The following is a 20,054-nucleotide window of genomic DNA, read 5'->3' on the forward strand; positions in this document are numbered from 1 at the left end:
GCGGAAGTGGCGAAATGGCAGACGCACCAGACTTAGGATCTGGCGCCGCAAGGCGTGGAGGTTCAAGTCCTCTCTTCCGCACCACTACTTTAAAATCTCTTTTCTTAGCAAAAAATCGTAGATTTTATCTGGTAAAAGTGCTTTCGTCCACACCAATAAATGCGCCTTTTTGCCGACCAAATACCGGGTTTTAGGATTTTGGCTCTCTAACGCCTTTAAGATTGTGGTGGCCACCAAACTAGCCGGGCTGGCGTTTTCATAAACTTTTTTAAAGTAAGCGTGGGTTTTTTGCAATTCTAGGGCGTAGGGGCTATTTGGCTTTAAAGTGTTTTCTAGCCCCGCATCCCATTTAGTCTTGATCGCCCCGGGCTCGATCAACACCACTTGCACCCCTAAGCCCAACAACTCGGCGCGCAAGCAATCGCTGTAAGCTTCTAGGGCGTATTTGCTCGCATGGTACCAGCCTAAAAACAAAGTGGTGGAACGCCCCGCACTTGAGGCAACATTGATGATTTTGGGAGCAAGCCTTTGGCTTGCCTGAAGGCCTGTGCTTGCTTGAAGTGCTGCACTTGCCCGCAACAAGGGCAACAATCTAGAGCACAGCTCCCCCACGCTGAATAAATTTGTTTCAAACAATGCCTTCGCTTCACTGATGGGTTGCTCTTCTAGCGCGCCGAACATCCCATAACCGGCGTTGTTGATGAGCGCAAAAAGCTCTTTTTCTTGCGCTAAAATCATGTCTGTGGCTCTTGCAATCTGGTTTTCATCTTGCAAATCGCAATCAAGACGCACACAATGGGGGTGTTCTAGGCTGTCTATCTTTGTGGCCTGCCTTGAGAGGGCATAGACTTTATAGCCCTTTTGTAAGAGTGCCTTAGCGCACTCAAGCCCGATTCCACTGCTTGCCCCCGTTAAAACCACCGCTAACATGGTTGCGCTCCCAAATATTGCTCCCACACATACGCGCTTTTAATGATGGTTTCTAAATTGGCATATTGCGGTTTAAAGGCGGTGTGGGTTAAAATCTTGTGATTGTCGGCGATCAAACTCGCCGGATCGCCCGGGCGCCTGCCCTGCATTTGTACCTTAAAATCCACGCCCGAAATCTCTTTGACCTTAGCCACCACTTCAGCCACGCTATAACCCCGCCCATAGCCCACATTGTAAATTTGGCTTTTGTTTTCAACTTGCAAGGTTTTAAAGGCTTCCAAATGCGCTAAAGCGAGATCGTCTATGTGGATGTAATCGCGCACACAAGTGCCATCGGGCGTGGGGTAGTCGTCGCCAAAGATCGCCATGGATGGGCGTTTATGTGTGGCGCACTCACAAGCCACTTTAATTAAATGCGTGGCGTTTTTGGCCCGATGCCCTAAAGCAAAGGGGCTTGAATAGTCATTAAAGTGGGTGGCCCCGGCGACATTAAAATAGCGTAAAAGCGCGCAGGCAAAGGGCGCAACCTTGGCAGTGTCTAGCAAAATACGCTCGCTCATCATTTTGGACGCGCCATAGGGGTTAATGGGCTCTAGGGGGGCGTTTTCGTCGACAACTTGCGTGGTCTGCCCATAAACGGCAGCGGTGGAGGAAAAGACAAGATGCTTGATCTTGTGTTTCACGCACAATTTGGCTAATTGCAAGGTGTTTAAGGTGTTGTTGGTGTAGTAATCCAGAGGTAGGCGTGTGGATTCTTCGACCAAGAGTTTTGCCGCAAAGTGCAACACGCCCTGCAGACGATGCCCTTGCGCTTGTTTGGCGGTAAGGTGGCTCTCTAGTTTGTCCATGTCGCTTAAATCCAAAAGATCAAAAAACACCCGCTCAGGGTAAAGGTGCTTTAAGGTTTGTGCGTGGATTTCAAAGCCCGTGCTTAAATTATCCACGATCCAAATTTTATAATCTGTCTGCTCCAAAAACAAACGCGCGACACTCGCCCCGATATACCCACAAGCCCCTGTGAAAAGCAACATGCCAAAACCTTTAGAAAATTTAGGCTCTATGTTATCCAAATTTGGCTTTTGACTCGGCCAACTGGTTTTATAAAATCCCCTCCAACTGCTCTAAAATGTGCCGGCCTATGGGGATAGCCGAAGTGGCGGCAGGGCTTGGGGCGTTGCAGACATTGACACTGCGCTGTGTATTGCAAAATAAAAAGTCCTCAATGAGTTCTCCAAAATCGCTCACCGCCTGGGCGCGCACGCCGGCAGGGTGGGAATCTAAATCCTCCAGCTTTAAGCGCGGGCAATACTTTTGCACCAAACCCAAATAGCTTTTTTTGCATAAAGAGTTTTTAAACTCCAAAAGCCCAGGTTTTAGGTATTTAGCAATGACCTTTCTCACCCCTCTGTGTGCTAACATTTCTTTTAGGTCGTGTAGGCTGATGTCGCTTTTGTGATACCCCTCCCTTTTGAGTGCAAGCACGGCATTAGGCCCCACCGTCACACTCCCATCGATCATGCGTGTCAAATGCACCCCTAAAAAGGGCATGCTCGGATCGGGAATGGGATAAATTAAATGTTTAACGATTTGGTTGTGTTTGGGGGACAACTTAAAATACTCCCCTCTAAAGGGACAAATGGTGAAGTTGGGTTTTAAGCCTAGCATTTGCACGATGCGATCGCTGTGTAGCCCGGCACAAGAGATGAGATAGTTTGCCTCGTAAGTGGCGTTTTTGGTGCAAAGTTGTACCCCCCGGGCGTGTTCTGTGATCGCCACCACCTCAGCATTGTAAATGACCTCTCCGCCCTTTTCTTTAAAACGCCTCGCCATCGCTAGCGTAACTTCTTGATAGCTCACAATGGCGCTTGTGGGAAAGAAGATTCCGCCTAGACCTGTGATGTTTGGCTCTAACTCTTTAAGCTCTTTGGCATCTAAACAGGTGCGCTCTAGCCCGTTTTCTTGGGTGCGCTCTAAGAGGGCTTGCATGCGCTGCATTTCTAAGTCGTTGCTTGCCACCAAAAGCTTGCCACATTCTTCATATTTAATCCCATTTTCTTGGCAAAACGCTTTGGTGGCTTTGTTGCCTTCATAGCAAAAGCGCGCCTTTAAACTGCCCGGGGTGTAATAGACCCCCGCGTGGATCACCCCACTATTGCGCCCCGTTTGGTGCAAGGCACTTTGGGCTTCTTTTTCTAAGAGCAAGACTTTTAAATCGGGGTGTTTGTCTAAAAGCTGCATCGCCACCGAATGCCCTAAAATCCCTCCTCCGATCACCACGCAATCGTAAATGGGCGGCATTAGAAGTTTTTAAAGTCTTTGTAGCGGCTAAAGGGGTTGGTGGCAAAAGAAAAATACCCCCTTTGGCGCATCAGTTCGCGGCGTAGTTTAGGGTGGGGCTGGAATTTATCCCGCCCGTGCAGCCAAAATAAGTTATTGATGAGGAGGCATTGCCCTACAGGCACAGGGAAAGAGAGTTTTGCCTTAGAGCTCTCTAAAGAGTCGCTAAGATTGGCTAAGTAAACACCTTCTTCGTAGTCTTTGGGTTGGGCGAATTGGTCAATGTAGAGCATGACAGGGTGGGCGTGGTTGTCGGCTTCAAACACGGGGTGGTAGACATCGTAAGCCACATTTTTGCTAGGAGGTGCTGACCAGCGCATCACCCTTTTAGCCAGCGGGTGGTTGTAAAACTTTGCCAAGTCCTCCCAGTCATCTAGGTGCAAGAGTTGCGAGTCGCCCCCTTGCATGTGCTGTTCGTCAATCTTATACATCAGCACATAGTCGGTAACTTCATTGACATAGGTCCCGTCATTGTGGAGCTCCAGGGGCTTTTGGGGTTGGCGTAGGTAGCTATCCGAGTTGTCGGTGTTCACCACCGCCCAGCGCGCGTAAAACTGCCCGCTCATCTGATCAAAGTTGGAGCGCCCGATCAAATGCACGATGGCTGTGGCGATTTTGACCATGTCATCGCCCTGCTCGGCTGAATTGATGCCCTGTGGGTTTATTAGCAATGCGCCGGTTTTGCGATCGCTTAAAGACTTTTCTAAAAAGGGTTTAAGCTTGTGCTCGCAGAGTTTGTCTAAAATTTGGGCAGCCCTAAAGCGCAAGAAAGATTTATACTCCAACGCTTGCAAGGGGCAAGGTGCCAGCTCTTTAAGCAAGCTTGCGATCGTGTCTTGGCTAAAGGTTACTTGCAAAAGCCGCTTGGAGTAGGGGGTAACCTCTACACTAAACGCTTTACTCGTGGATTTATTTGCCATGTTCTCTCCTTTAACTTAAGATCAAGGCGTGGATGGAATTTTACCCAACAATCCATAATGTTCTAACACTAAAGCCCAAAAGTGGGGCAAAAAGCCCCACGCCATCTTGGGCACAATACTAAAATAGGCACGCCAGAGACCGCATAATGTCTGCTTAACTCCTAGTGAGTGGCTAGAGCAGTTTGCGCCCTTAAACAAGGTTGCTACAACCAGCACATACAAGATCGCAAACATTAAGGCAACGAGTTTCTCCTCCGCCCGATCGCCCTTTAAGCCTAGCCACAGCATCAGTGTGGGCGATGGATAAAACCCCGATCCCAGTATCCGTGCGCGCCAACATCGCCACCCCCTCCACAAAGCCTAAACGCTGCTTAAAGGGGCATGCTCTTGAGTTTAGCTAAAAACTACGTCTTGATCTGCCCCGCAGGCACAGAAAAATCTTTAATCTAAACGCACATTTAAATATTTGATCTCTAAATAGTCCTCAATGCCATATTTTGAGCCTTCACGCCCAATGCCGCTTTGTTTGATCCCGCCAAAGGGGGCGGTTTCTGTGGAGATGTGCCCGGCATTGACCCCCACCATGCCATACTCTAACGCCTCGCCCACTCTAAAGACTCTGGCTAAATTTTGGGTATAAAAATAAGCCGCTAGCCCATACTGCGTGGCGTTCGCCCACTCTAGCACCTCTTCTTCAGTGTCAAACCTAAAGAGTGGGGCAAGCGGCCCAAAGGTTTCCTCTTTGGCGACCGCCATGCCTTGATTCACCCCCGTTAAAATCGTGGGCTCAAAAAAGCTTGCCCCAAGCGCGCTGGGCTTGCCACCGCTTAAAATTTGGGCCCCTTTGCTTGTAGCGTCCGCGATGTGCTCCTGCACTTTAGCCACCGCCCTAGAGTCGATCAAGGGCCCCTGTGTGGTGTTTTCTTCTAGCCCATTGCCTAAATTCAAGCTTTCCACTTTGCTTTTTAAAATGCAGCTTAATTCCTCATAAACGCTTTTTTGCACATAGATACGATTCGCACACACGCAGGTTTGCCCGCTGTTTCTAAACTTAGAGAGCATGATCCCCTCGGCCGCCTTTTCTAAGTTGGCATCCTCAAAGACAATAAAGGGCGCATTGCCCCCAAGCTCCAAAGAGAGTTTTTTAAGGGTGGCGGCACTTTGTGCTGCCAAGATTTTACCCACTTCAGTCGAGCCGGTGAAGCTGATTTTACGCACCACATCGCTTTCACAAAGGCACTTAGCGAGCATTTTTGTCTCCCCCGTAACCACGCTTAAGACCCCTTCAGGGATGCCCGCTTTTTGTGCCAACACCATTAAAGCATAGGCACTAAGAGGGGTTTGGGTGGCAGGTTTGATCACTATTGCGCAGCCACAGGCTAGGGCGGGGGCGAGTTTGCGCGCAATCATGCCAGAGGGGAAGTTCCACGGGGTGATGGCGGCACAGACGCCGATGGGCTGTTTTAAGACGAGGATTTTTTGGTTAGCCACGACACTGGGCAAAATGTCCCCGTCAATACGCCGCGCCTGCTCGGCAAACCAACGCAAATAACTCGCCCCATAGGTGATCTCCGACCTTGCCTCTTTTAAGGGCTTACCCATTTCTTGCGTGAGGATGCGCGCTAAGTCCTCCAAATTTTCTAAGAGCAAGGCGCGCAACTTTAAGAGAAGGTCCGCCCTCTCTAGGGTGAGCTTGCTCGCCCATTCTTTTTGTGCCTTGTGGGCGTGGGCGATGATTTGCTCTAGCTCTGCTTGGCTTACACTTTTGACATAGGCGATCTCTTGTAAGGTTGCAGGGTTTGTAACAGGGATAAAGCCCTCTTGGGGGGCAAGGCTTACAAAGGGGTGGTTGAGTAAAGAAAAGTTCATGCTAAGACCTTTTTAATGGATTTGTTAAGGATGTCTAGAGCTTGGTTGAATTGCTCCTTAGGGATGGTTAAGGGGTAGAGGAAGCGAATCACATTGGCGTAAGAGCCGCAGGTTAAGAGCAAAAGCCCTTGATCCATCGCTTCTTTTTGGATGGCTTTGGCCAAATCACTGCTGGGTTTGCCCTGATCAAAGAGCTCTAGCGCCACCATTGAGCCTAACCCCCTAATTTGCGCCATTTGGGTGAAGTTTTCTTTTTCTTTTAGGGTGTGTAGGCTATCTTTAAGCTGCTTACCTAGCTTGTTTGCTTTCTCATTTAAACTCTCTTCTTCAATGATTTTTAACACCTCCAAAGCGGCGGCCACAGCTATTGGGTTGCCGGCATAAGTCCCGCCTAACCCGCCGGCACTTAAAGAATCCATAATATCCGCCTTGCCCACCACGCCTGAAAGGGGAAACCCCCCGCCCAAACTCTTAGCCATGCAAATGATGTCCGCTTGGGTTTTAAAATGCTCCATCGCAAAAGTCTTGCCTGTCCTACAAAAACCCGTTTGCACTTCATCGGCGATCAGCACAATTTGATGCGTGTCGCAAAACGCCCTAAGCCCTGCTACAAAGTCAGCGGGGGCGGGGTTAAACCCCCCCTCACCCTGCACGGGCTCAAAGATCAGCGCGGCGACATCTTTAGGCGCAATCGAGCATTTGCAGATGAACTCTAGGCTATGCAGCGCGTCCTTAGTGCTGACCCCGTGGAGTTCGTTAGGGTAGTAGGCGTGATAGACCCCGGGCATGCCCACGCCGATCTCAGCTTTATAGGGCGCAACCTTGCCTGTCATGCTCACCGCCATAGAGGTGCGCCCGTGAAACGCCCCCCCAAAGGCGATCACCCCGTAGCGTTTGGTGTGCCCCTTGGCGATTTTAATGGCGTTTTCCGTCGCCTCTCCCCCCGTGGTGAAAAAACAAGTTTTTTTAACCCCATTGATCGGGGCTAGGACATTGATTTTCTCGGCTAGCTCAATGTAACTTTCATAGGGCGTAACTTGGTAAGCCGTGTGGGTGAAGTGCTCTAATTGCTTTTTGACGGCTTCAAGCACCCTAGGGTGTCTATGTCCTACATTGAGCACCGCAATGCCCCCCGCAAAGTCAATGAACTCTCGTCCATCCGTGCTTTTGAGGGTGGCATTTTGCGCCTCGCTCACAAACCAATCGCACACAATACCAATCCCCCTAGGGGTGGCCGCCTCTTTTCTTTGTGTTAAATTTTGCATCTTGCTCCTTTGTTGAACGACAAGAGCGTTATTGTATAAAAACTCACTAAATAAAGGGGTAAGGAGGGCGTGAATCTCTTGCCTTTCACGCCTTTTACACGGTGTGTTTTTAAGATGAGGTGTAGTAGAATGGGCTTTTCTATGGTTTTGTGCCTTATGAGATTGATTTTAATTTTAAGGAGTTTTTATGGGCAATACGGAAGAATTAGCCGCAGACACCACCTCAAGCATTGGGCGGGTGAGAGAACTTAGCATGTCTTTTTTGGTAACCCCCACAATGGTGAACTTCAACAATGTCATGCACGGGGGGGAGTTGTTGAATTTATTAGATAAGGTTGCCTATGTGTGCTCCTCGCGCTATTGTGGGTGCGGCACTGTAACTTTGAGCGTGGATCGGGTGCTGTTTAAACACCCCATCCACATCGGTACGCTAGTGACTTGTTACGCCAGTGTGAACTATGTGGGGACCAAGAGCTGTGAAGTGGGGATCAAGGTCATTTGTGAAGACTTTCAAAACCAAACCGCCGTGCACACCAACAGTTGCTACTTCACCATGGTGGCGGTCAAGGACGGCAAAACCGTGCCCATACCCCCCTTTGTCCCCACCACCGATAAAGAAAAAGAACGCTATGAAAGAGCCATTCGGCGTAGAGAAGCCCTAAAGCACACCCAAAAAAGCGCGCTTAAAGGCGGCAACTAGTGCACCACCCGCTCCTTAAGTTGCTCAGCAAGTAAAAAGGCGAGTTCTAGGGCTTGGGTGGCATTCAAGCGAGGGTCGCATTGCGTGTAGTAGTGCTGACTCAAATTGTCTTCACGCACCGCTCCGCCCACGCACTCAGTAACATTCTGCCCTGTCATTTCTAGGTGAATCCCTCCCACACAGCTATTCAAGTCCTTATGGATTTCAAAGAAGTCCAGCACCTCTTGTAAAATGTGCGTGAAAGAGCGGGTTTTGATGCCATGAGCGGTCTTGGTGGTGTTGCCGTGCATCGGATCGCACACCCATACGACTTTTTTTTGTGCCTTCAAGACCCCCTCTAAAAGCGGAGGAAAGTTGTTTTTGAGCACACTAGCCCCCATGCGCACGATGAAGCTCAAACGCCCCGGTTCGTTTTGCGGATTTAGCACCTCGCATAGCCCGAGCATTTGTTCTAGGGTGGTTTTAGGGCCGATCTTCACACCTATGGGGTTGTGCACCCCTCTTAAAAACTCCACATGCGCTTGCTCTAAGCCCCTAGTGCGCTCACCAATCCACAGCATGTGCGCCGAGCAGGCAAACCACTCCCCACTAAGGCTATCCTGGCGCACTAGGGGTTCTTCATAATTTAAAAGGAGGGCTTCATGACTGGTGTAAAAGTCGGTTTCTTGCAAGGCGGGCATGTGTGCCACGCCACAAGCTTGCATGAATTTAAGGGCATGGGTGATTTGCATGGCTAGGGCGCTGTATTGCTGCCCTAGGGGATTGTTTTTCACAAAGTCTAAATTCCAGCGCTGCACTTCGGTTAGGTCGGCTAGTCCGCCCTTAGCAAAGGCGCGTAATAAATTTAAAGTCGCCGCGCTTTGGTGGTAGGCTTGCAGCAATCTTTGTGGGTCAGCACTGCGATCTTCTAGCTCTAACCCATTGATCATATCTCCCCGATAAATGGGCACTTGCTTGCCATCGATCTCTTCATGTTCTGCACTTCTAGGTTTAGCAAATTGACCGGCCACCCGCCCGACTTTAATCACCGGACAACCCCCCGCAAAGGCCAAAACCACACTCATTTGCAAGAGCACTTTGAATAAGTCCCTAATGCCATCGGCGCTAAAACTGCTGAAACTCTCGGCGCAATCGCCCCCCTGCAACAAAAACGCCCGCCCAAAGGCTGCCTCTTTAAGTGCGCTTTTGAGGCTACGCATTTCTTTGGCAAAGACTAGGGGCGGGTAGCTTTTAAGCGTGGCTTCTGCCTCTTGTAAGGCCTTTAAATCGGGGTATGTGGGTTGTTGGCTGATGGGGTAGGTGCGCCAAGAGTGAGAAGACCAAGTTTGCATATCAAAAGCCTTATTTTAGTTTTTGTAGGGCAAGTTTGATTAAACTAGCTGCGTCTAGGTCCTTAGGTAGGCTGTTACAAATTTTGATCGCCTCTGCGGCCTTAAAGCCCAAACTCTGCAAGCCTAAAATGGCTTGCTGCACCTCACTAGACTTGCTCGCCTCAGTTTCACTTGCCACAAAACCCGCCAAGTCTAGCATGATTTTGCCCGCCATTTTTGCCCCCACGCCCGGCACCCTTTGCAGGGCTTTGAGGTCCTTATTTTGGATACACATGCTAAAGGCAGGTGCGTCATAGACGGACAAAATGGCTAAAGCGGCTTTAGGCCCCACGCCATTGACCTTTAAAAGCCGCTCAAAGAGCTCTTTTTCTGCCCGCTTTAAAAAGCCATAGAGCGTGTGGCTGTCTTCTTTGACGATGAGCGTGGTGTGTAGGTATGTGTGCGTCCCCACCTGTAGGTGCTGGCTGGTCTGTACGCCCACATGCACGCCATAAACCACACCCTGCACTTCTATTTCTACAAAAGTGGGGCTGGTGTGCGCCACCACGCCCCTTAAACCCACTAGCATTAAAAGCTGGTGATGTGTTGGTAGCGGCTGACCTTACGCACTTCGCCGCTTTGTTCATCTAGGATATAATCCGCCGTTTCGCCTTTTTCGGTGATGAGACTCTTAGAGCCCTTGCTGTAAGTACGGGCGTAAACCACGGTGTTAAAAGCCGTCCAGGGTCCATTGGTGTGTACCTTTACTTGTTTCATACTCGATTCAATGCTGATCAAACGCTCTAAAAATTGGCGGTTTAAGTCTTGGATGCGCGAAATATACATGTGCAAGATTTTTACCCGTTTCAAGCAGTCCATGAAGTCGTAGTAGATCCGCTTGATCGCCTCTTGCTCAATGAGTGCTTTGCGGGTGGCGATGTCGGCGTTGCGGATTTTGTCGATGGTGGGTTGGTTTTTCTGCACAAAAATGTTGAGCTTTTGGTATTGCGCCATCACCCTTTGGGCTTTGTCTTTGTAAACATTCATCGCCTGTTTGGTTTGCTCTAGGGTTTCCTTGTTCTCAGGGGCGGCAAAGGCAGAGAAACAAAACTTGTTTTCATTTCCATCGATGGCATCAAAGTCGCACTGAGAGGAAAAATAAAAGGTGTTGTTGGATTTAATCTGTTTGAGCTTGATGTCTTTGGCATAAATTTGACTCCCGCTGCTCGCCTCCACTTCGCAACTCTCGGCAAAGATGATCCCCCGATCTACATATTTACATTGGACTTTTTTGCCCTTACATAACCCCTTGTTATTGGTGATGAACACCTCATCGGCTTCTACACTGCTATCCGTGTGTAATTGCCCCTCAATGATGATCTTTTTTGCCACCAATTTGACATTTTTACCCACATTGCCCTTGACATAAATTTCTTTGGCCTCAATGCGCAAATTTGTTTCAATGGCGTTGTCGATCTCATTTTTAGAGCTGATTTCTAGGCTTAGGCCGTTTTCTATCCCCCCTAAAAACATGGGCATGTTGGTGTTTTTCATCTCCACATATTTGTTTTTGGTGAAGCTCTTTAAGACCTTGTTATTCATAAAAGCGACATACTGGGCGGATTTAGACAAATAGACAATTTTAGCCGCATCTTCTTTGACATCAAACGCCTCTGCACTGAACTCCAGCTCAAAAGGCACATCTTCTAAATCCTTCACTTCACGTGCCAGCCCCTTTAAATCCCGCCCGGGTGTGCCTTTAGCAGGCTTGGCATACTCTAAAACAATGTCGCCTTTACCCGCCCCATAAATGGCGTTGACGGGAGCTTCCTCGTTATTTTTGAGCTCCCAAGACTTTTTTAAAGAAAAAGTGAACGTTCCGGGTTGGTTAGGGGCGTAGCGGGATTTCTTAATGCAAATGTGTTCAGGCAGTTTTTCCTCCGTGGAGTAGCGCACCAGCTCTTGTTTAAACAAGGTGTGCTGGGCTTGCATTTGGCGTAAAATGATCTTTTTGTAGGCCATGCACGCCTCTACATAGTCGCACAACTCTCCAAAGAGCCATTCGTCGTTGACAATCATGAAGGGGGTTTCGCACACCAAATAGAGTTCGTCATCATCGGGCGACACCTCTATGTCAATGAAGTATTTAAACAGCCGTTTTTTGATGCAAATGTCGTAGCGTTGGATCACTTCCAGGGCGGGGTTTTCATAGAAAGCATCGTTGTCTAGTTGCTTTAGATTCTCGCCCTCTAAAACCTTAAATTCCCCGCGTGGCTCGGACCTTGTGAGGGTGTGTACCTTGATGAGATCGAACCACAACTCGTGTGTCTCGAGTCCATAATTTTGGGCAATCTTTTCTAGCTCGGTGCGGATGTCCCCACAATTCTCCACAATTTTTGAATAAAACTCAGCCACCAATAACCCCTTTCTTAACCATCGCAGTAAAATCCAAAGGCGACAAGCAAAAAACGATCTTTCAAAGATCTTGTGTGCATGACGCTGCCATTATAGTGTAATTCTCTTTTAGAAATATTAGACTGCGATCGCACAACACCGCTTTAAGTTTGACTCCTTGATTTGAGAGGCTGTGTTAAGGGGGCAAGCTTTAGCATGGGCAATCCTCTCTTACATGCTTTAACCCTCCCTTGTGGGCTCTACTTTTTTAGCACCATATAAATATAATAGCCCACACCGCCCACCAACACCCCGATGAGAAAAATCAAGAGAACACTATCGAGCAATCCCATAGCAACCTTTACTCTTGGATTAAACACCCATTATACATAACTTAAAGAAGGGGTGGGGGTGAACCTAGCTAATGAGCTGTCCCCCCTCCAAATGGTAAACACAATCCGCCATTTCTAGGCTACTTGGATTGTGGGAGATGATGATGATGAGGCGGTTTTCTCGTAGATCGTAGATGGTTTGTTTGATGCCCTCTTCTGTGCCACGATCTAGGGCTGAAGTGGCTTCATCAAAGATCAACACACTCGCCTCTTTGTAGAGTGCTCTTGCAATGGCGATCCTTTGGCGTTGCCCCCCACTCAAATTTGCCCCAAATTCCTCCAAAGTCGCCTCCACCCCACCCAAATGCGCCACAAACTCCCACGCCTGCGCCTGCTCTAGGCATTTAATCACCCTGCCCTCGTCAATGTCTAAACCATAGGCGACATTTTCGGCAATTGAACCGCTAAAGATAAAAACCTTTTGTGTAACAATGCCAATTTGCGCCCGCAGACTCTTTTGTTGCAGGTCTTGCAGGGGGGTGTTGTTGATAAGAATTTGTCCGCTTGAAGGCTCATATAGGCGCAAAATGAGATTGACTAACGAGCTTTTCCCGCTCCCGCTCTTGCCCTCAAACGCCACGATTTGGTTGGCTTGCAAATGTAGGTTAATGTCTTGCAAGGCTAGAGCAGAGTTGTCTTTATAAGCAAGGCTGACATGTTTAAAGTTGATTTCTGTAATGGGTTGCTCTAAAGTCTGTGCTCCGTCCATAATGGCGGGCGTGCGCTCTAAAATCTCGTAAATGCGCTCACCCGCGACTAAGGCCTCTTGGAAGTTAGACGCAATCCTCACTAGGCGTTTTAGGGGGGTGTAGAGCATGAAAAGGGCGGTGATGAAAGAGAAAAACGCCCCCACACTGATATGCCCCTTAATCACCTCTAACCCGCCTAGATAAATCACTAAAGCGATGGCAATAGAGCCTAAAAACTCCATTAAGGGGCTGGAGATTTCGGCGTATTTAATGCTCTTTAGGCTCAAGTTAAAAAAGGCTTGGTTTTCTTTTTGAAAGGCTTGTAATTCTAAGCTCTCCCCATTAGAAGTTTTAATGACTTCGACGTTGTGGAAAATCTCGGACAATCTAGCGGTCATGCGCGCATTGGTCTCTTGGTTTGCCTTAGAGAGTTTTTTGACTTTTTTAATGATTTTGCTTAAAGGGATGGCTGCTAGGGGCATGATGATCAGCCCCACAATGGAGAGTTTAGGGCTTTGGTAAATCACCACGCAAATGAGTCCAATCACGCTTAAAGCCTCTCGGACACTCTCGGCAAGGTAGTTAGACAAACTCGCCCGCACTAGGGCAATGTCGTTGGTGATGCGGGAGATCAGCTCGCCCTTGTGGGTGCTGTTGAAAAAGCCCATTTCCATGCGCAACATGGTTTCTAGCATTTTATGGCGTAGGTTTTTGATGATGTCTAAGCCGATAAAATTCGTAAAATAAGTCTGTATGTAAATCCCCCGCTTTTGCCTAGGTAAGCCACAATCACTAAAAAAGGCAACACGCTCAGCATGTGGGTGTCTCTTTTAATGAAAATGTCATCTAGAGTGGGTTTGACAAGGTAAGTCCCCCAAGCGGTGCTTAAGGCGACCACAAGGGAGGCCAAAACAATCCACACAAATGAACTCACATGCCCCTTTAAAAAGGGAGCAAAACGCTTGAAAAAGAGCTTCACGCGAGGGTGTAGCCCGCGTCTAAAATCGCCTCTTTAATGTCCGCCATCGTGGCTGGGGGGTTGAAAGTTATCGCCACTTCTTGTTTGTTTAAATCCACCTCAATGTGTTCCACGCCCTCAACTTCACCCACAAACTTTTCCACTTTATCCACGCAATGCTGGCATGTCATGCCGCTCACTTTCAGCACTTCTTGCATTTTTATCCTTTGATTTTTTTATGCACGCCCCTTAAGCGTTGGGCGTTAAACACCACGCTTAAACTGCTAAGGCTCATCGCTAGGCTGGCTAGCATAGGATTTAGCATAAAGGGGGCTGCCACGCCACAGGCTAGGGGGATTGCCAGCGCATTATAACAAAAAGCCCAAAATAGGTTTTGTTTAATGTTTCTAATCGTGTATTGGCTTAGTTTGATCGCGTGCAAGGCGGCGCTTGGGTGGTTGTGTAGGCTTAGCACATCGGCGACTTCTAAGCTTGCCCCACTGCCTAGTCCCATCACCACCCCCACATCGCTTTTAGCTAGAGCCGGGGCATCGTTTAAGCCATCGCCCACCATCATCACCACCGCCCCGCTTTTTTGCAAGTCCTCTAGGGTGGATAATTTGTCCGCCGGTTTAGCCTCCGCTTTGTAGTCCAAATTTAAGGTATGTGCCATTTGCGCTACGCTCGCCTCTCGATCTCCGCTCAAAAGCAGGGTTTTTAGCCCACAAGCGTGCATGCCAGCAATCGCCTCTTTTGCCCCCTCTTTGAGCTTGTCCTCAAGCACAACAAGTCCCAAGATTTTAGAAGGTGTGCCAAAGAACACCCCGATCCCCTCAAAATCGCCTAAGTGATTGCCCTCCTTAAAAAACTCCAAATTGCCCGCCCGGTACTCTTGCCCGGCAATGAATCCAACCACGCCCAACCCTGCGCTCGCCTTCACTCCCTGCACCTCTTGCAAAGGTGCGCCCTGCTCTTTGGCGTATTTCACTAGGCTTTTGGCGATCACATGCTCGCTTTGCACCTCTAGGCTCGCACACAAACTAAGCAAGTCTAAAACCTCCACACCTTCAGCCGTGCGGACTTCTTTCACTACGGGTTTGCCTAGCGTGATGGTGCCCGTTTTGTCTAGCAAAACATGGCTAACGTCCTTAGCCTTCTCTAAACTCTTAGCGTCCTTGAAAAAGAGCCCTAATAAGCCTGCCTCTTTTTGTGCCACTAACAAAGCCATCGGCGTGGCTAACCCCAAAGCACAAGGACAAGAGATCACCAGCACGGCGATAAACACCTCCAAAGCCTCTTTAAAGCCCCCTTAAACACCCACACGATAAAGGCAAGGCTCGCTATGGCGATCACAATGGGGACAAACACCCCTGCCACTTGGTCGGCAAGCCTTGCAATGGGGGCTTTAGAGCCTTGTGCTTTGGCGATTAAATCTAGGATTTGTGCCAGCGTGCTTTGCGCCTTGTTGTGGGTGGCTTGCATTAAAAAGGGGGTGTTGGTGTTGAGTGTGCCTGCAAACACCTGAGAGCCCTCTTTTTTGAGCACGGGCACGCTTTCGCCACTGAGCATCGACTCGTCTATCTCGCTCGCTCCCTCAATTAAAACCCCATCCACAGGGACATACGCCCCGGGCAAAACCCTTAAAATATCGCCTTTTTGAAGGCTGTCAATCTCCACCTCCATATCTTGTCCCTCTTGCACCTTGAGGGCTTTGGTGTTGTGCTCTTGCATGAGCTCTTGCATGGCTTGCACGGCTTTATCTTTAGAGCTTTGCTCGACCCGCTTGCCCCCCATCACAAAGAGTAAAATCACGCACACACTCTCAAAGTAATAACCCTCTATGTTAGCGTGGCTATAAGCTCTAAAGAGCAAGACAAGGCTATAACAAAATGCCGCACTGGTGCCTAGAGCCACTAGGCTATCCATATTCGGCTGCCGTGCCCACAACGCCTTAAAGCCGTGTATGTAGAAATTACGCCCCATGTGCATGACAATTAAAGTTAAAATGAGCTGTGCTAAACCATTGTTAAAGGGGGCTTTTAAAAAGAGTGGCAGGGGCAATAGGGGGGCAAACATCGATAAACACAGCACCCCCAAAGTGCCTAAAAGTGCAAAGAGTAATTTAAGATTGGGCGTTAAAAAAGACGGCTCTAGTAAGTCCTTAAGGGGCTTTTTTTGGGCGGTGTAGCCCAGCTTAGAGATTTGCTTAAAAATGTCCTCTAGGCTGGCTTGGCTCTCATCATAGACCACAAAGGCTTTTTTGCTGAGTAAATCCACCCCCACTTCTTTGACATACGCCTTACGCCCTAAAGAGCGCTCAATCCCACTCGAGCATGCGCTGCAAGTCATGCCCTCAATGTAAAATTGTGCCTTTGTCATTATGTCCTCCTATCATTTGTGTTTAAAGACAATCCTAGCCATGAGAAAAACCCAACGAAGCAGCCCGTAAAAGAGATAACAGAACATAAACGAGCCCAGCACCTCCAAAGGACGCACAAAGAGCAAGAGTAAGAAGAGCAAGAGTAAGACAAAGAGTTTTAAATTCCACTGCACTTTTTTAAAATTGGGGTAGCGGATATTGCTCACCATCAGCACCCCTAAAAACACAATGTAGACCAAAAAGAACTTACCCCAACCCTCCCTTAAAACGCCGTATTTATTGTCGATCAACACCCCCAACACCACCAGCACCGCCGCACTAGGGATGGGGATACCGATGAACGAATAAGGGTCTGTGGTTTGGGTCGTAACATTAAAACGGGCTAGGCGGATTGCCCCAAAAATCACAAAAAGCGCACAAGCCGCCATGCCCCACCTCCCATCAAAAATGCCCCACATAAAAATAAGCGATGAGACTTGGCGCCACCCCGAAGGCAACCACATCGGCGAGCGAGTCAAACTCTAAGCCAAACTTGCTCGTGGTGTTCGTCAGGCGTGCGATGCGCCCATCCAGCCCGTCTAAAACTAAACTCCCCACCACCAGCCAGCACGCCACCACAAACTCCCCATGTGAAGCGTGAAGCATCGCCATCACGCCTAAAAAAATGCTACTGGCTGTAAAGAGATTGGGGAAGAGATAGAGCGGTTTCACTAGCTGGCGTGTTCCTCTAGTGGGACTAGGCGACTCTCTAAATTATGGCTTGTTTCAAACTCGCTAATGATCTCACGCACCCTCTCGCCCGTGATCACCTCTTTTTCAAACAACTCGCCCACCATCACCTCGATCGCCTCCTTATAGTCGCTCAAAGTCTGCTTGACATGCGTGTAGCGCTCTTCTAACAAGGTCTTAATGAAGTGATCCATTTGCTCGGCGGTTTTCTCGCTAAACTCTCGTGGGCTGCCAAAGCCCCCCCCTAAAAACGAGTTGCGCTGTTTCTCAAGCACCATCAGCCCGCTCACATCGCTCATGCCATAGTAGCTCACCATGCCCTTGATGATGTCGGTCGCTCTTTCTAAATCGTTGCTTGCCCCTGTTGAAATCTCTTGTAAAAACACATCTTCAGCCGCGCGCCCCCCTAAGAGCACATCGATCTCGGCGATCAGCTCGTGTTTTTGCATCAAGTATTTATTCTCTTCAGGGGTGTTGAGCGTGTAGCCTAAAGCTGCCATGCCCCTAGGGATAATAGACACCTTATTCACCCGTGCCGAGCCCTTTGTCATCTCGGAGATCACGGCGTGTCCGCTCTCATGGTAGGCGACAATCTTTTTCTCTTTGGGCGAAATGCGCCGACTCTTTTTCTCTAAGCCGGCAATGCCCCGCTCCACCGCTTCTTTTAAATGCTGTTGCTTGACTTCTTTTTGGTTATTGCGTCCTGCCAACAACGCGGCTTCATTAATGATATTGGCTAAATCCGCCCCAGCTAATCCAGCGGTGAGCTTTGCGATCTCTTGCAAATCCACATCGTTAGCGAGTTTAACGGGCTTGATATGCACCTTTAAAATCTCCACCCGTCCGTTAAAATCCGGTTTATCCACCAAGACTTGGCGGTCAAAGCGCCCGGGGCGTAAGAGGGCGGGGTCTAAAATCTCGGGGCGATTTGTGGCGGCAAGCACGATCACGGGGGCGTTCTCTGAGCCAAAGCCATCCATCTCGGCTAAAAGCTGGTTTAAAGTTTGCTCCCTTTCATCATTGCCGCTGATCATCCCACCAGCTGCCCGGCTCTTGCCGATCGCATCGATCTCATCGATGAAGATAATGCTCGGGGCTTCTTTTTTAGCAATGTCAAAGAGATCACGCACGCGGCTTGCCCCAAGCCCCACAAACATCTCAATAAAGCTACTGCCCCCCATGGAGAAAAAGGGCACGCTCGCCTCCCCTGCCACCGCCTTAGCTAATAAAGTTTTGCCTGTGCCGGGGGGTCCTACTAAGAGCACGCCTTTAGGGATTTTCGCCCCCAAAGAAGCGTAGCGATCGGGGTATTTCAAAAAATCCACGATCTCGACCACTTCCTCTTTGGCCTCTTCATTGCCTGCCATGTCGTTAAAACGCACTTTGGGCTTTTCAGCGTTGATGAGCTTTTTAGAACTGCCCATGCCAAAAATCCCCCCACCCATGTTCTTTTGCATGCGGCTTGCCATGAACATCCACAAGCCCAAAATCACCAACACGGGCAAGAGCCAGCCTAAAATCTCGGTGAAAAAATTAGACTCGCTAAAGCCCGAATAATTGATTTTTTGCGCGTCCAAAAGCGGGACTAAAGAGAGATCCGGCACTCTTTTAGCCACATAGATGATCTTAGTCCCCCCCTCTTTGCTCGTGGCTTTAATCAAAGTCTGCCCGATACTCACGCTATCCACTTCTTTTTTCTCAATCAACTCTTTCATCTCGTGGTAGCTGATGTTTTTTGTGCTTGTGGATAAAAAGCGCTCCCCAAAGCCATCGTCGCTGTTCATCACGCGCATCGCCACGATCGCCACAAGGATGAACACCACGATCAAAACTAGGGGGTTTTGTAAAATGGGCTTTTTGGGGCTAGGATCGCCCGGTCCTTTATTGTTTTCCATACAATTCCTTACAATGTTTAACTTTTAGATAAATGCAAACACATCCACTCGTTTTCTTGGGTGCGCTTAACTAGGTGAAAAACGGGGGTAAAAACTTCTAAAACTTGCTGTGCGTATCCAGTCAAAATCCCTGATAAAAAAATCTCTGTTTGGGCGTGGCTTGCCTTTAGCAAAGCCGGGTAAAGCCCGATAATCACGCTCGCCACGATATTCACCACGATCAAATCATAGCCCTCTCCAGCCACAGAGCCTAGCCAAAGTTTTTCATAGGTGGCGTTGTTTTTAGAAAAATTCTTTTGGGTTTCTTCAAGGGCTAGGGGGTCTATGTCACATAAATGCACTTTTGCGCCCTTTTTGGCTAAAGCTAAGCCTAAAATCCCGCTCCCACAGCCCACATCTAGGGCTCGTTTCCTGTTTACATCAAGAGAACTAAAGGCCTCCAAAAGCAGCTTTGTGCTCTCGTGGTGCCCTGTGCCGAAGGCTAAGCTGGGATCAAGGCTTAAACAAATGGGAGCCTTTAAGGGCTCTTTGGCCCAGCTAGGATTAATGGCAAAATCCCCACACACAATGGGTTTCACCCCCGCCTTGTAAGCCTCAATCCAATCCTTGCTTTCGTGCTGTGTGCTGTGGTGGTAAAAGCCGACCGTCTCGCCTACGCGACTAGACAGCTCGGCGCAAAAGCCCTCCAGTGCCTTTAAAAGGGGCTTGGGACTGTGTTGTGAATAGACAATAAAACCCTCTTTGGGGATGGGCGCATTTGCGCCAAAGTGTTGGTAGGGCAAGTTGGGGGCTTGTGCCTCTTCAATCGCCTCTTCAGTGAAGTCGAGCAGAAAAGCACTAAAAAGATCGGGGTGGCGTGTAGGCAGGATGATCGTTTTAAAATAGACTTCTTGCAAGAAACGACCTATTTAGTCATTTGTCCCCAACACGACTTCTAATTTTTCTTTGAGTACCTGCGGCGTGAAAGGCTTGACGATGTAATTGTTCACCCCCGCTTTTAGAGCGGTGATGACCTCCGCCTTACCCCCCTCTGTGGTGATCATGATGATGGGTAAATCTTTAAAACGCCCGTCCGACCGCACCTTCTTCACTAGGTCTAGCCCGTTCATCTCAGGCATGTTCCAGTCGGTGATCAAAACCCCTGTGGTGTCGTTGGCGTCTAACTTGCCCCACGCTTCCACGCCATGCTCGGCCTCCATAATGTCCTCATACCCTAAGCGTTGCAAGGTGTTTCTAATGATTCTTCTCATGGTCGAACTGTCATCCACAATTAAAATTTTCAATCT

General features: G+C 48.9%; 15 protein-coding genes, 1 tRNA gene and 3 pseudogenes. 2 read left to right on the top strand and 17 right to left on the bottom strand.

Annotated elements, in window-relative coordinates; genetic code table 11:
• Positions 1–84, top strand: a tRNA-Leu gene (locus QUE23_RS08805).
• On the opposite strand, the gene QUE23_RS08810 is transcribed toward QUE23_RS08805, so the two are convergent.
• From QUE23_RS08810 to gabT, 7 genes are all read right to left on the bottom strand, one after another.
• Entirely contained in the window at positions 85–930 is an 846-nt protein-coding gene (locus tag QUE23_RS08810) for an SDR family NAD(P)-dependent oxidoreductase (protein WP_286348635.1), read from the bottom strand.
• Positions 924–1,961, bottom strand: a complete 1,038-nt coding sequence (galE, locus tag QUE23_RS08815) for a UDP-glucose 4-epimerase GalE (RefSeq protein WP_286348636.1) — start codon at positions 1,959–1,961, stop codon at positions 924–926. The genes QUE23_RS08810 and galE overlap by 7 nt, the downstream gene beginning before the upstream one ends.
• 67 nt (positions 1,962–2,028) lie before the next feature.
• Positions 2,029–3,228 carry an L-2-hydroxyglutarate oxidase gene (lhgO, locus tag QUE23_RS08820; protein ID WP_286348637.1) on the bottom strand — a complete coding sequence of 400 codons (1,200 nt, stop codon included), beginning with the start codon at positions 3,226–3,228 and terminating at the stop codon, positions 2,029–2,031.
• Complete coding sequence (glaH, locus tag QUE23_RS08825) at positions 3,228–4,187, bottom strand: glutarate dioxygenase GlaH (RefSeq protein WP_286348638.1); 960 nt, start codon at positions 4,185–4,187, stop codon at positions 3,228–3,230. Before glaH ends, lhgO begins: the two co-directional genes overlap by 1 nt.
• A gap of 190 nt (positions 4,188–4,377) precedes the next feature.
• Positions 4,378–4,527 (bottom strand): hypothetical protein, encoded by a 150-nt coding sequence (locus QUE23_RS08830; RefSeq protein ID WP_286348639.1) that lies wholly within the window; start codon positions 4,525–4,527, stop codon positions 4,378–4,380.
• Between the two features lie 101 nt (positions 4,528–4,628).
• Entirely contained in the window at positions 4,629–6,056 is a 1,428-nt protein-coding gene (locus QUE23_RS08835; protein ID WP_286348640.1) for an NAD-dependent succinate-semialdehyde dehydrogenase, read from the bottom strand.
• Entirely contained in the window at positions 6,053–7,321 is a 1,269-nt protein-coding gene (gene gabT, locus QUE23_RS08840; protein ID WP_286348641.1) for a 4-aminobutyrate--2-oxoglutarate transaminase, read from the bottom strand. The genes QUE23_RS08835 and gabT overlap by 4 nt, the downstream gene beginning before the upstream one ends.
• A 187-nt stretch (positions 7,322–7,508) precedes the next feature.
• Here gabT and QUE23_RS08845 point away from each other — a divergent pair, with 187 nt between their 5' ends.
• The gene (locus tag QUE23_RS08845; RefSeq protein ID WP_053825661.1) at positions 7,509–8,021 is read left to right on the top strand and encodes an acyl-CoA thioesterase; all 513 of its coding nucleotides are present in this window, start codon (positions 7,509–7,511) and stop codon (positions 8,019–8,021) included.
• Here QUE23_RS08845 and QUE23_RS08850 read toward each other — a convergent pair.
• The 10 genes and pseudogenes from QUE23_RS08850 to QUE23_RS08895 form a co-directional block, all read right to left on the bottom strand.
• A complete protein-coding gene (locus QUE23_RS08850; RefSeq protein WP_286348642.1) occupies positions 8,018–9,352 on the bottom strand; it encodes a class II 3-deoxy-7-phosphoheptulonate synthase in 1,335 nt (444 codons plus the stop codon). The two genes, QUE23_RS08845 and QUE23_RS08850, sit on opposite strands and share 4 nt — an antisense overlap.
• Positions 9,353–9,362: 10 nt before the next feature.
• The gene (ruvA, locus tag QUE23_RS08855; RefSeq protein ID WP_353622230.1) at positions 9,363–9,920 is read right to left on the bottom strand and encodes a Holliday junction branch migration protein RuvA; all 558 of its coding nucleotides are present in this window, start codon (positions 9,918–9,920) and stop codon (positions 9,363–9,365) included.
• Positions 9,920–11,746 (bottom strand): FapA family protein, encoded by a 1,827-nt coding sequence (locus QUE23_RS08860; protein ID WP_286348644.1) that lies wholly within the window; start codon positions 11,744–11,746, stop codon positions 9,920–9,922. The genes ruvA and QUE23_RS08860 overlap by 1 nt, the downstream gene beginning before the upstream one ends.
• Positions 11,747–12,142: 396 nt before the next feature.
• Positions 12,143–13,785, bottom strand: a pseudogene (locus QUE23_RS08865) (ABC transporter ATP-binding protein).
• A complete protein-coding gene (copP, locus tag QUE23_RS08870; RefSeq protein WP_286348645.1) occupies positions 13,782–13,982 on the bottom strand; it encodes a copper-binding metallochaperone CopP in 201 nt (66 codons plus the stop codon). Before copP ends, QUE23_RS08865 begins: the two are co-directional and overlap by 4 nt.
• Positions 13,983–13,984: 2 nt before the next feature.
• Positions 13,985–16,143: pseudogene (locus tag QUE23_RS08875) on the bottom strand (heavy metal translocating P-type ATPase).
• Positions 16,144–16,155: 12 nt separating this feature from the next.
• A pseudogene (gene pssA / locus QUE23_RS08880) lies at positions 16,156–16,795 on the bottom strand (CDP-diacylglycerol--serine O-phosphatidyltransferase).
• Positions 16,796–16,854: 59 nt separating this feature from the next.
• On the bottom strand, positions 16,855–18,768 hold the full coding sequence (gene ftsH, locus QUE23_RS08885; RefSeq protein ID WP_286348646.1) for an ATP-dependent zinc metalloprotease FtsH: 1,914 nt from the start codon (positions 18,766–18,768) through the stop codon (positions 16,855–16,857).
• A gap of 17 nt (positions 18,769–18,785) precedes the next feature.
• The gene (gene prmA, locus QUE23_RS08890) at positions 18,786–19,664 is read right to left on the bottom strand and encodes a 50S ribosomal protein L11 methyltransferase (protein ID WP_286348647.1); all 879 of its coding nucleotides are present in this window, start codon (positions 19,662–19,664) and stop codon (positions 18,786–18,788) included.
• Between the two features lie 12 nt (positions 19,665–19,676).
• The gene (locus QUE23_RS08895) at positions 19,677–20,051 is read right to left on the bottom strand and encodes a chemotaxis response regulator CheY (RefSeq protein WP_221280779.1); all 375 of its coding nucleotides are present in this window, start codon (positions 20,049–20,051) and stop codon (positions 19,677–19,679) included.
• Positions 20,052–20,054 lie beyond the last annotated feature (3 nt).

It is taken from the genome of Helicobacter felistomachi (assembly GCF_030296895.1).
Classification (GTDB): domain Bacteria; phylum Campylobacterota; class Campylobacteria; order Campylobacterales; family Helicobacteraceae; genus Helicobacter; species Helicobacter felistomachi.

What these genes read in the sequence shown, in the direction of transcription:
- lhgO (WP_286348637.1), bottom strand. Translation starts at nt 3,228, where the DNA reads ATGCCGCCCATTTACGATTGCGTGGTGATCGGAGGAGGGATTTTAGGG.
- QUE23_RS08830 (WP_286348639.1), bottom strand. Translation starts at nt 4,527, where the DNA reads ATGTTGGCGCGCACGGATACTGGGATCGGGGTTTTATCCATCGCCCAC.
- QUE23_RS08835 (WP_286348640.1), bottom strand. Translation starts at nt 6,056, where the DNA reads ATGAACTTTTCTTTACTCAACCACCCCTTTGTAAGCCTTGCCCCCCAA.
- copP (WP_286348645.1), bottom strand. Translation starts at nt 13,982, where the DNA reads ATGCAAGAAGTGCTGAAAGTGAGCGGCATGACATGCCAGCATTGCGTG.
- ftsH (WP_286348646.1), bottom strand. Translation starts at nt 18,768, where the DNA reads ATGGAAAACAATAAAGGACCGGGCGATCCTAGCCCCAAAAAGCCCATT.
- glaH (WP_286348638.1), bottom strand. Translation starts at nt 4,187, where the DNA reads ATGGCAAATAAATCCACGAGTAAAGCGTTTAGTGTAGAGGTTACCCCC.
- gabT (WP_286348641.1), bottom strand. Translation starts at nt 7,321, where the DNA reads ATGCAAAATTTAACACAAAGAAAAGAGGCGGCCACCCCTAGGGGGATT.
- galE (WP_286348636.1), bottom strand. Translation starts at nt 1,961, where the DNA reads ATGTTGCTTTTCACAGGGGCTTGTGGGTATATCGGGGCGAGTGTCGCG.
- ruvA (WP_353622230.1), bottom strand. Translation starts at nt 9,920, where the DNA reads ATGCTAGTGGGTTTAAGGGGCGTGGTGGCGCACACCAGCCCCACTTTT.
- QUE23_RS08810 (WP_286348635.1), bottom strand. Translation starts at nt 930, where the DNA reads ATGTTAGCGGTGGTTTTAACGGGGGCAAGCAGTGGAATCGGGCTTGAG.
- QUE23_RS08845 (WP_053825661.1), top strand. Translation starts at nt 7,509, where the DNA reads ATGGGCAATACGGAAGAATTAGCCGCAGACACCACCTCAAGCATTGGG.
- QUE23_RS08850 (WP_286348642.1), bottom strand. Translation starts at nt 9,352, where the DNA reads ATGCAAACTTGGTCTTCTCACTCTTGGCGCACCTACCCCATCAGCCAA.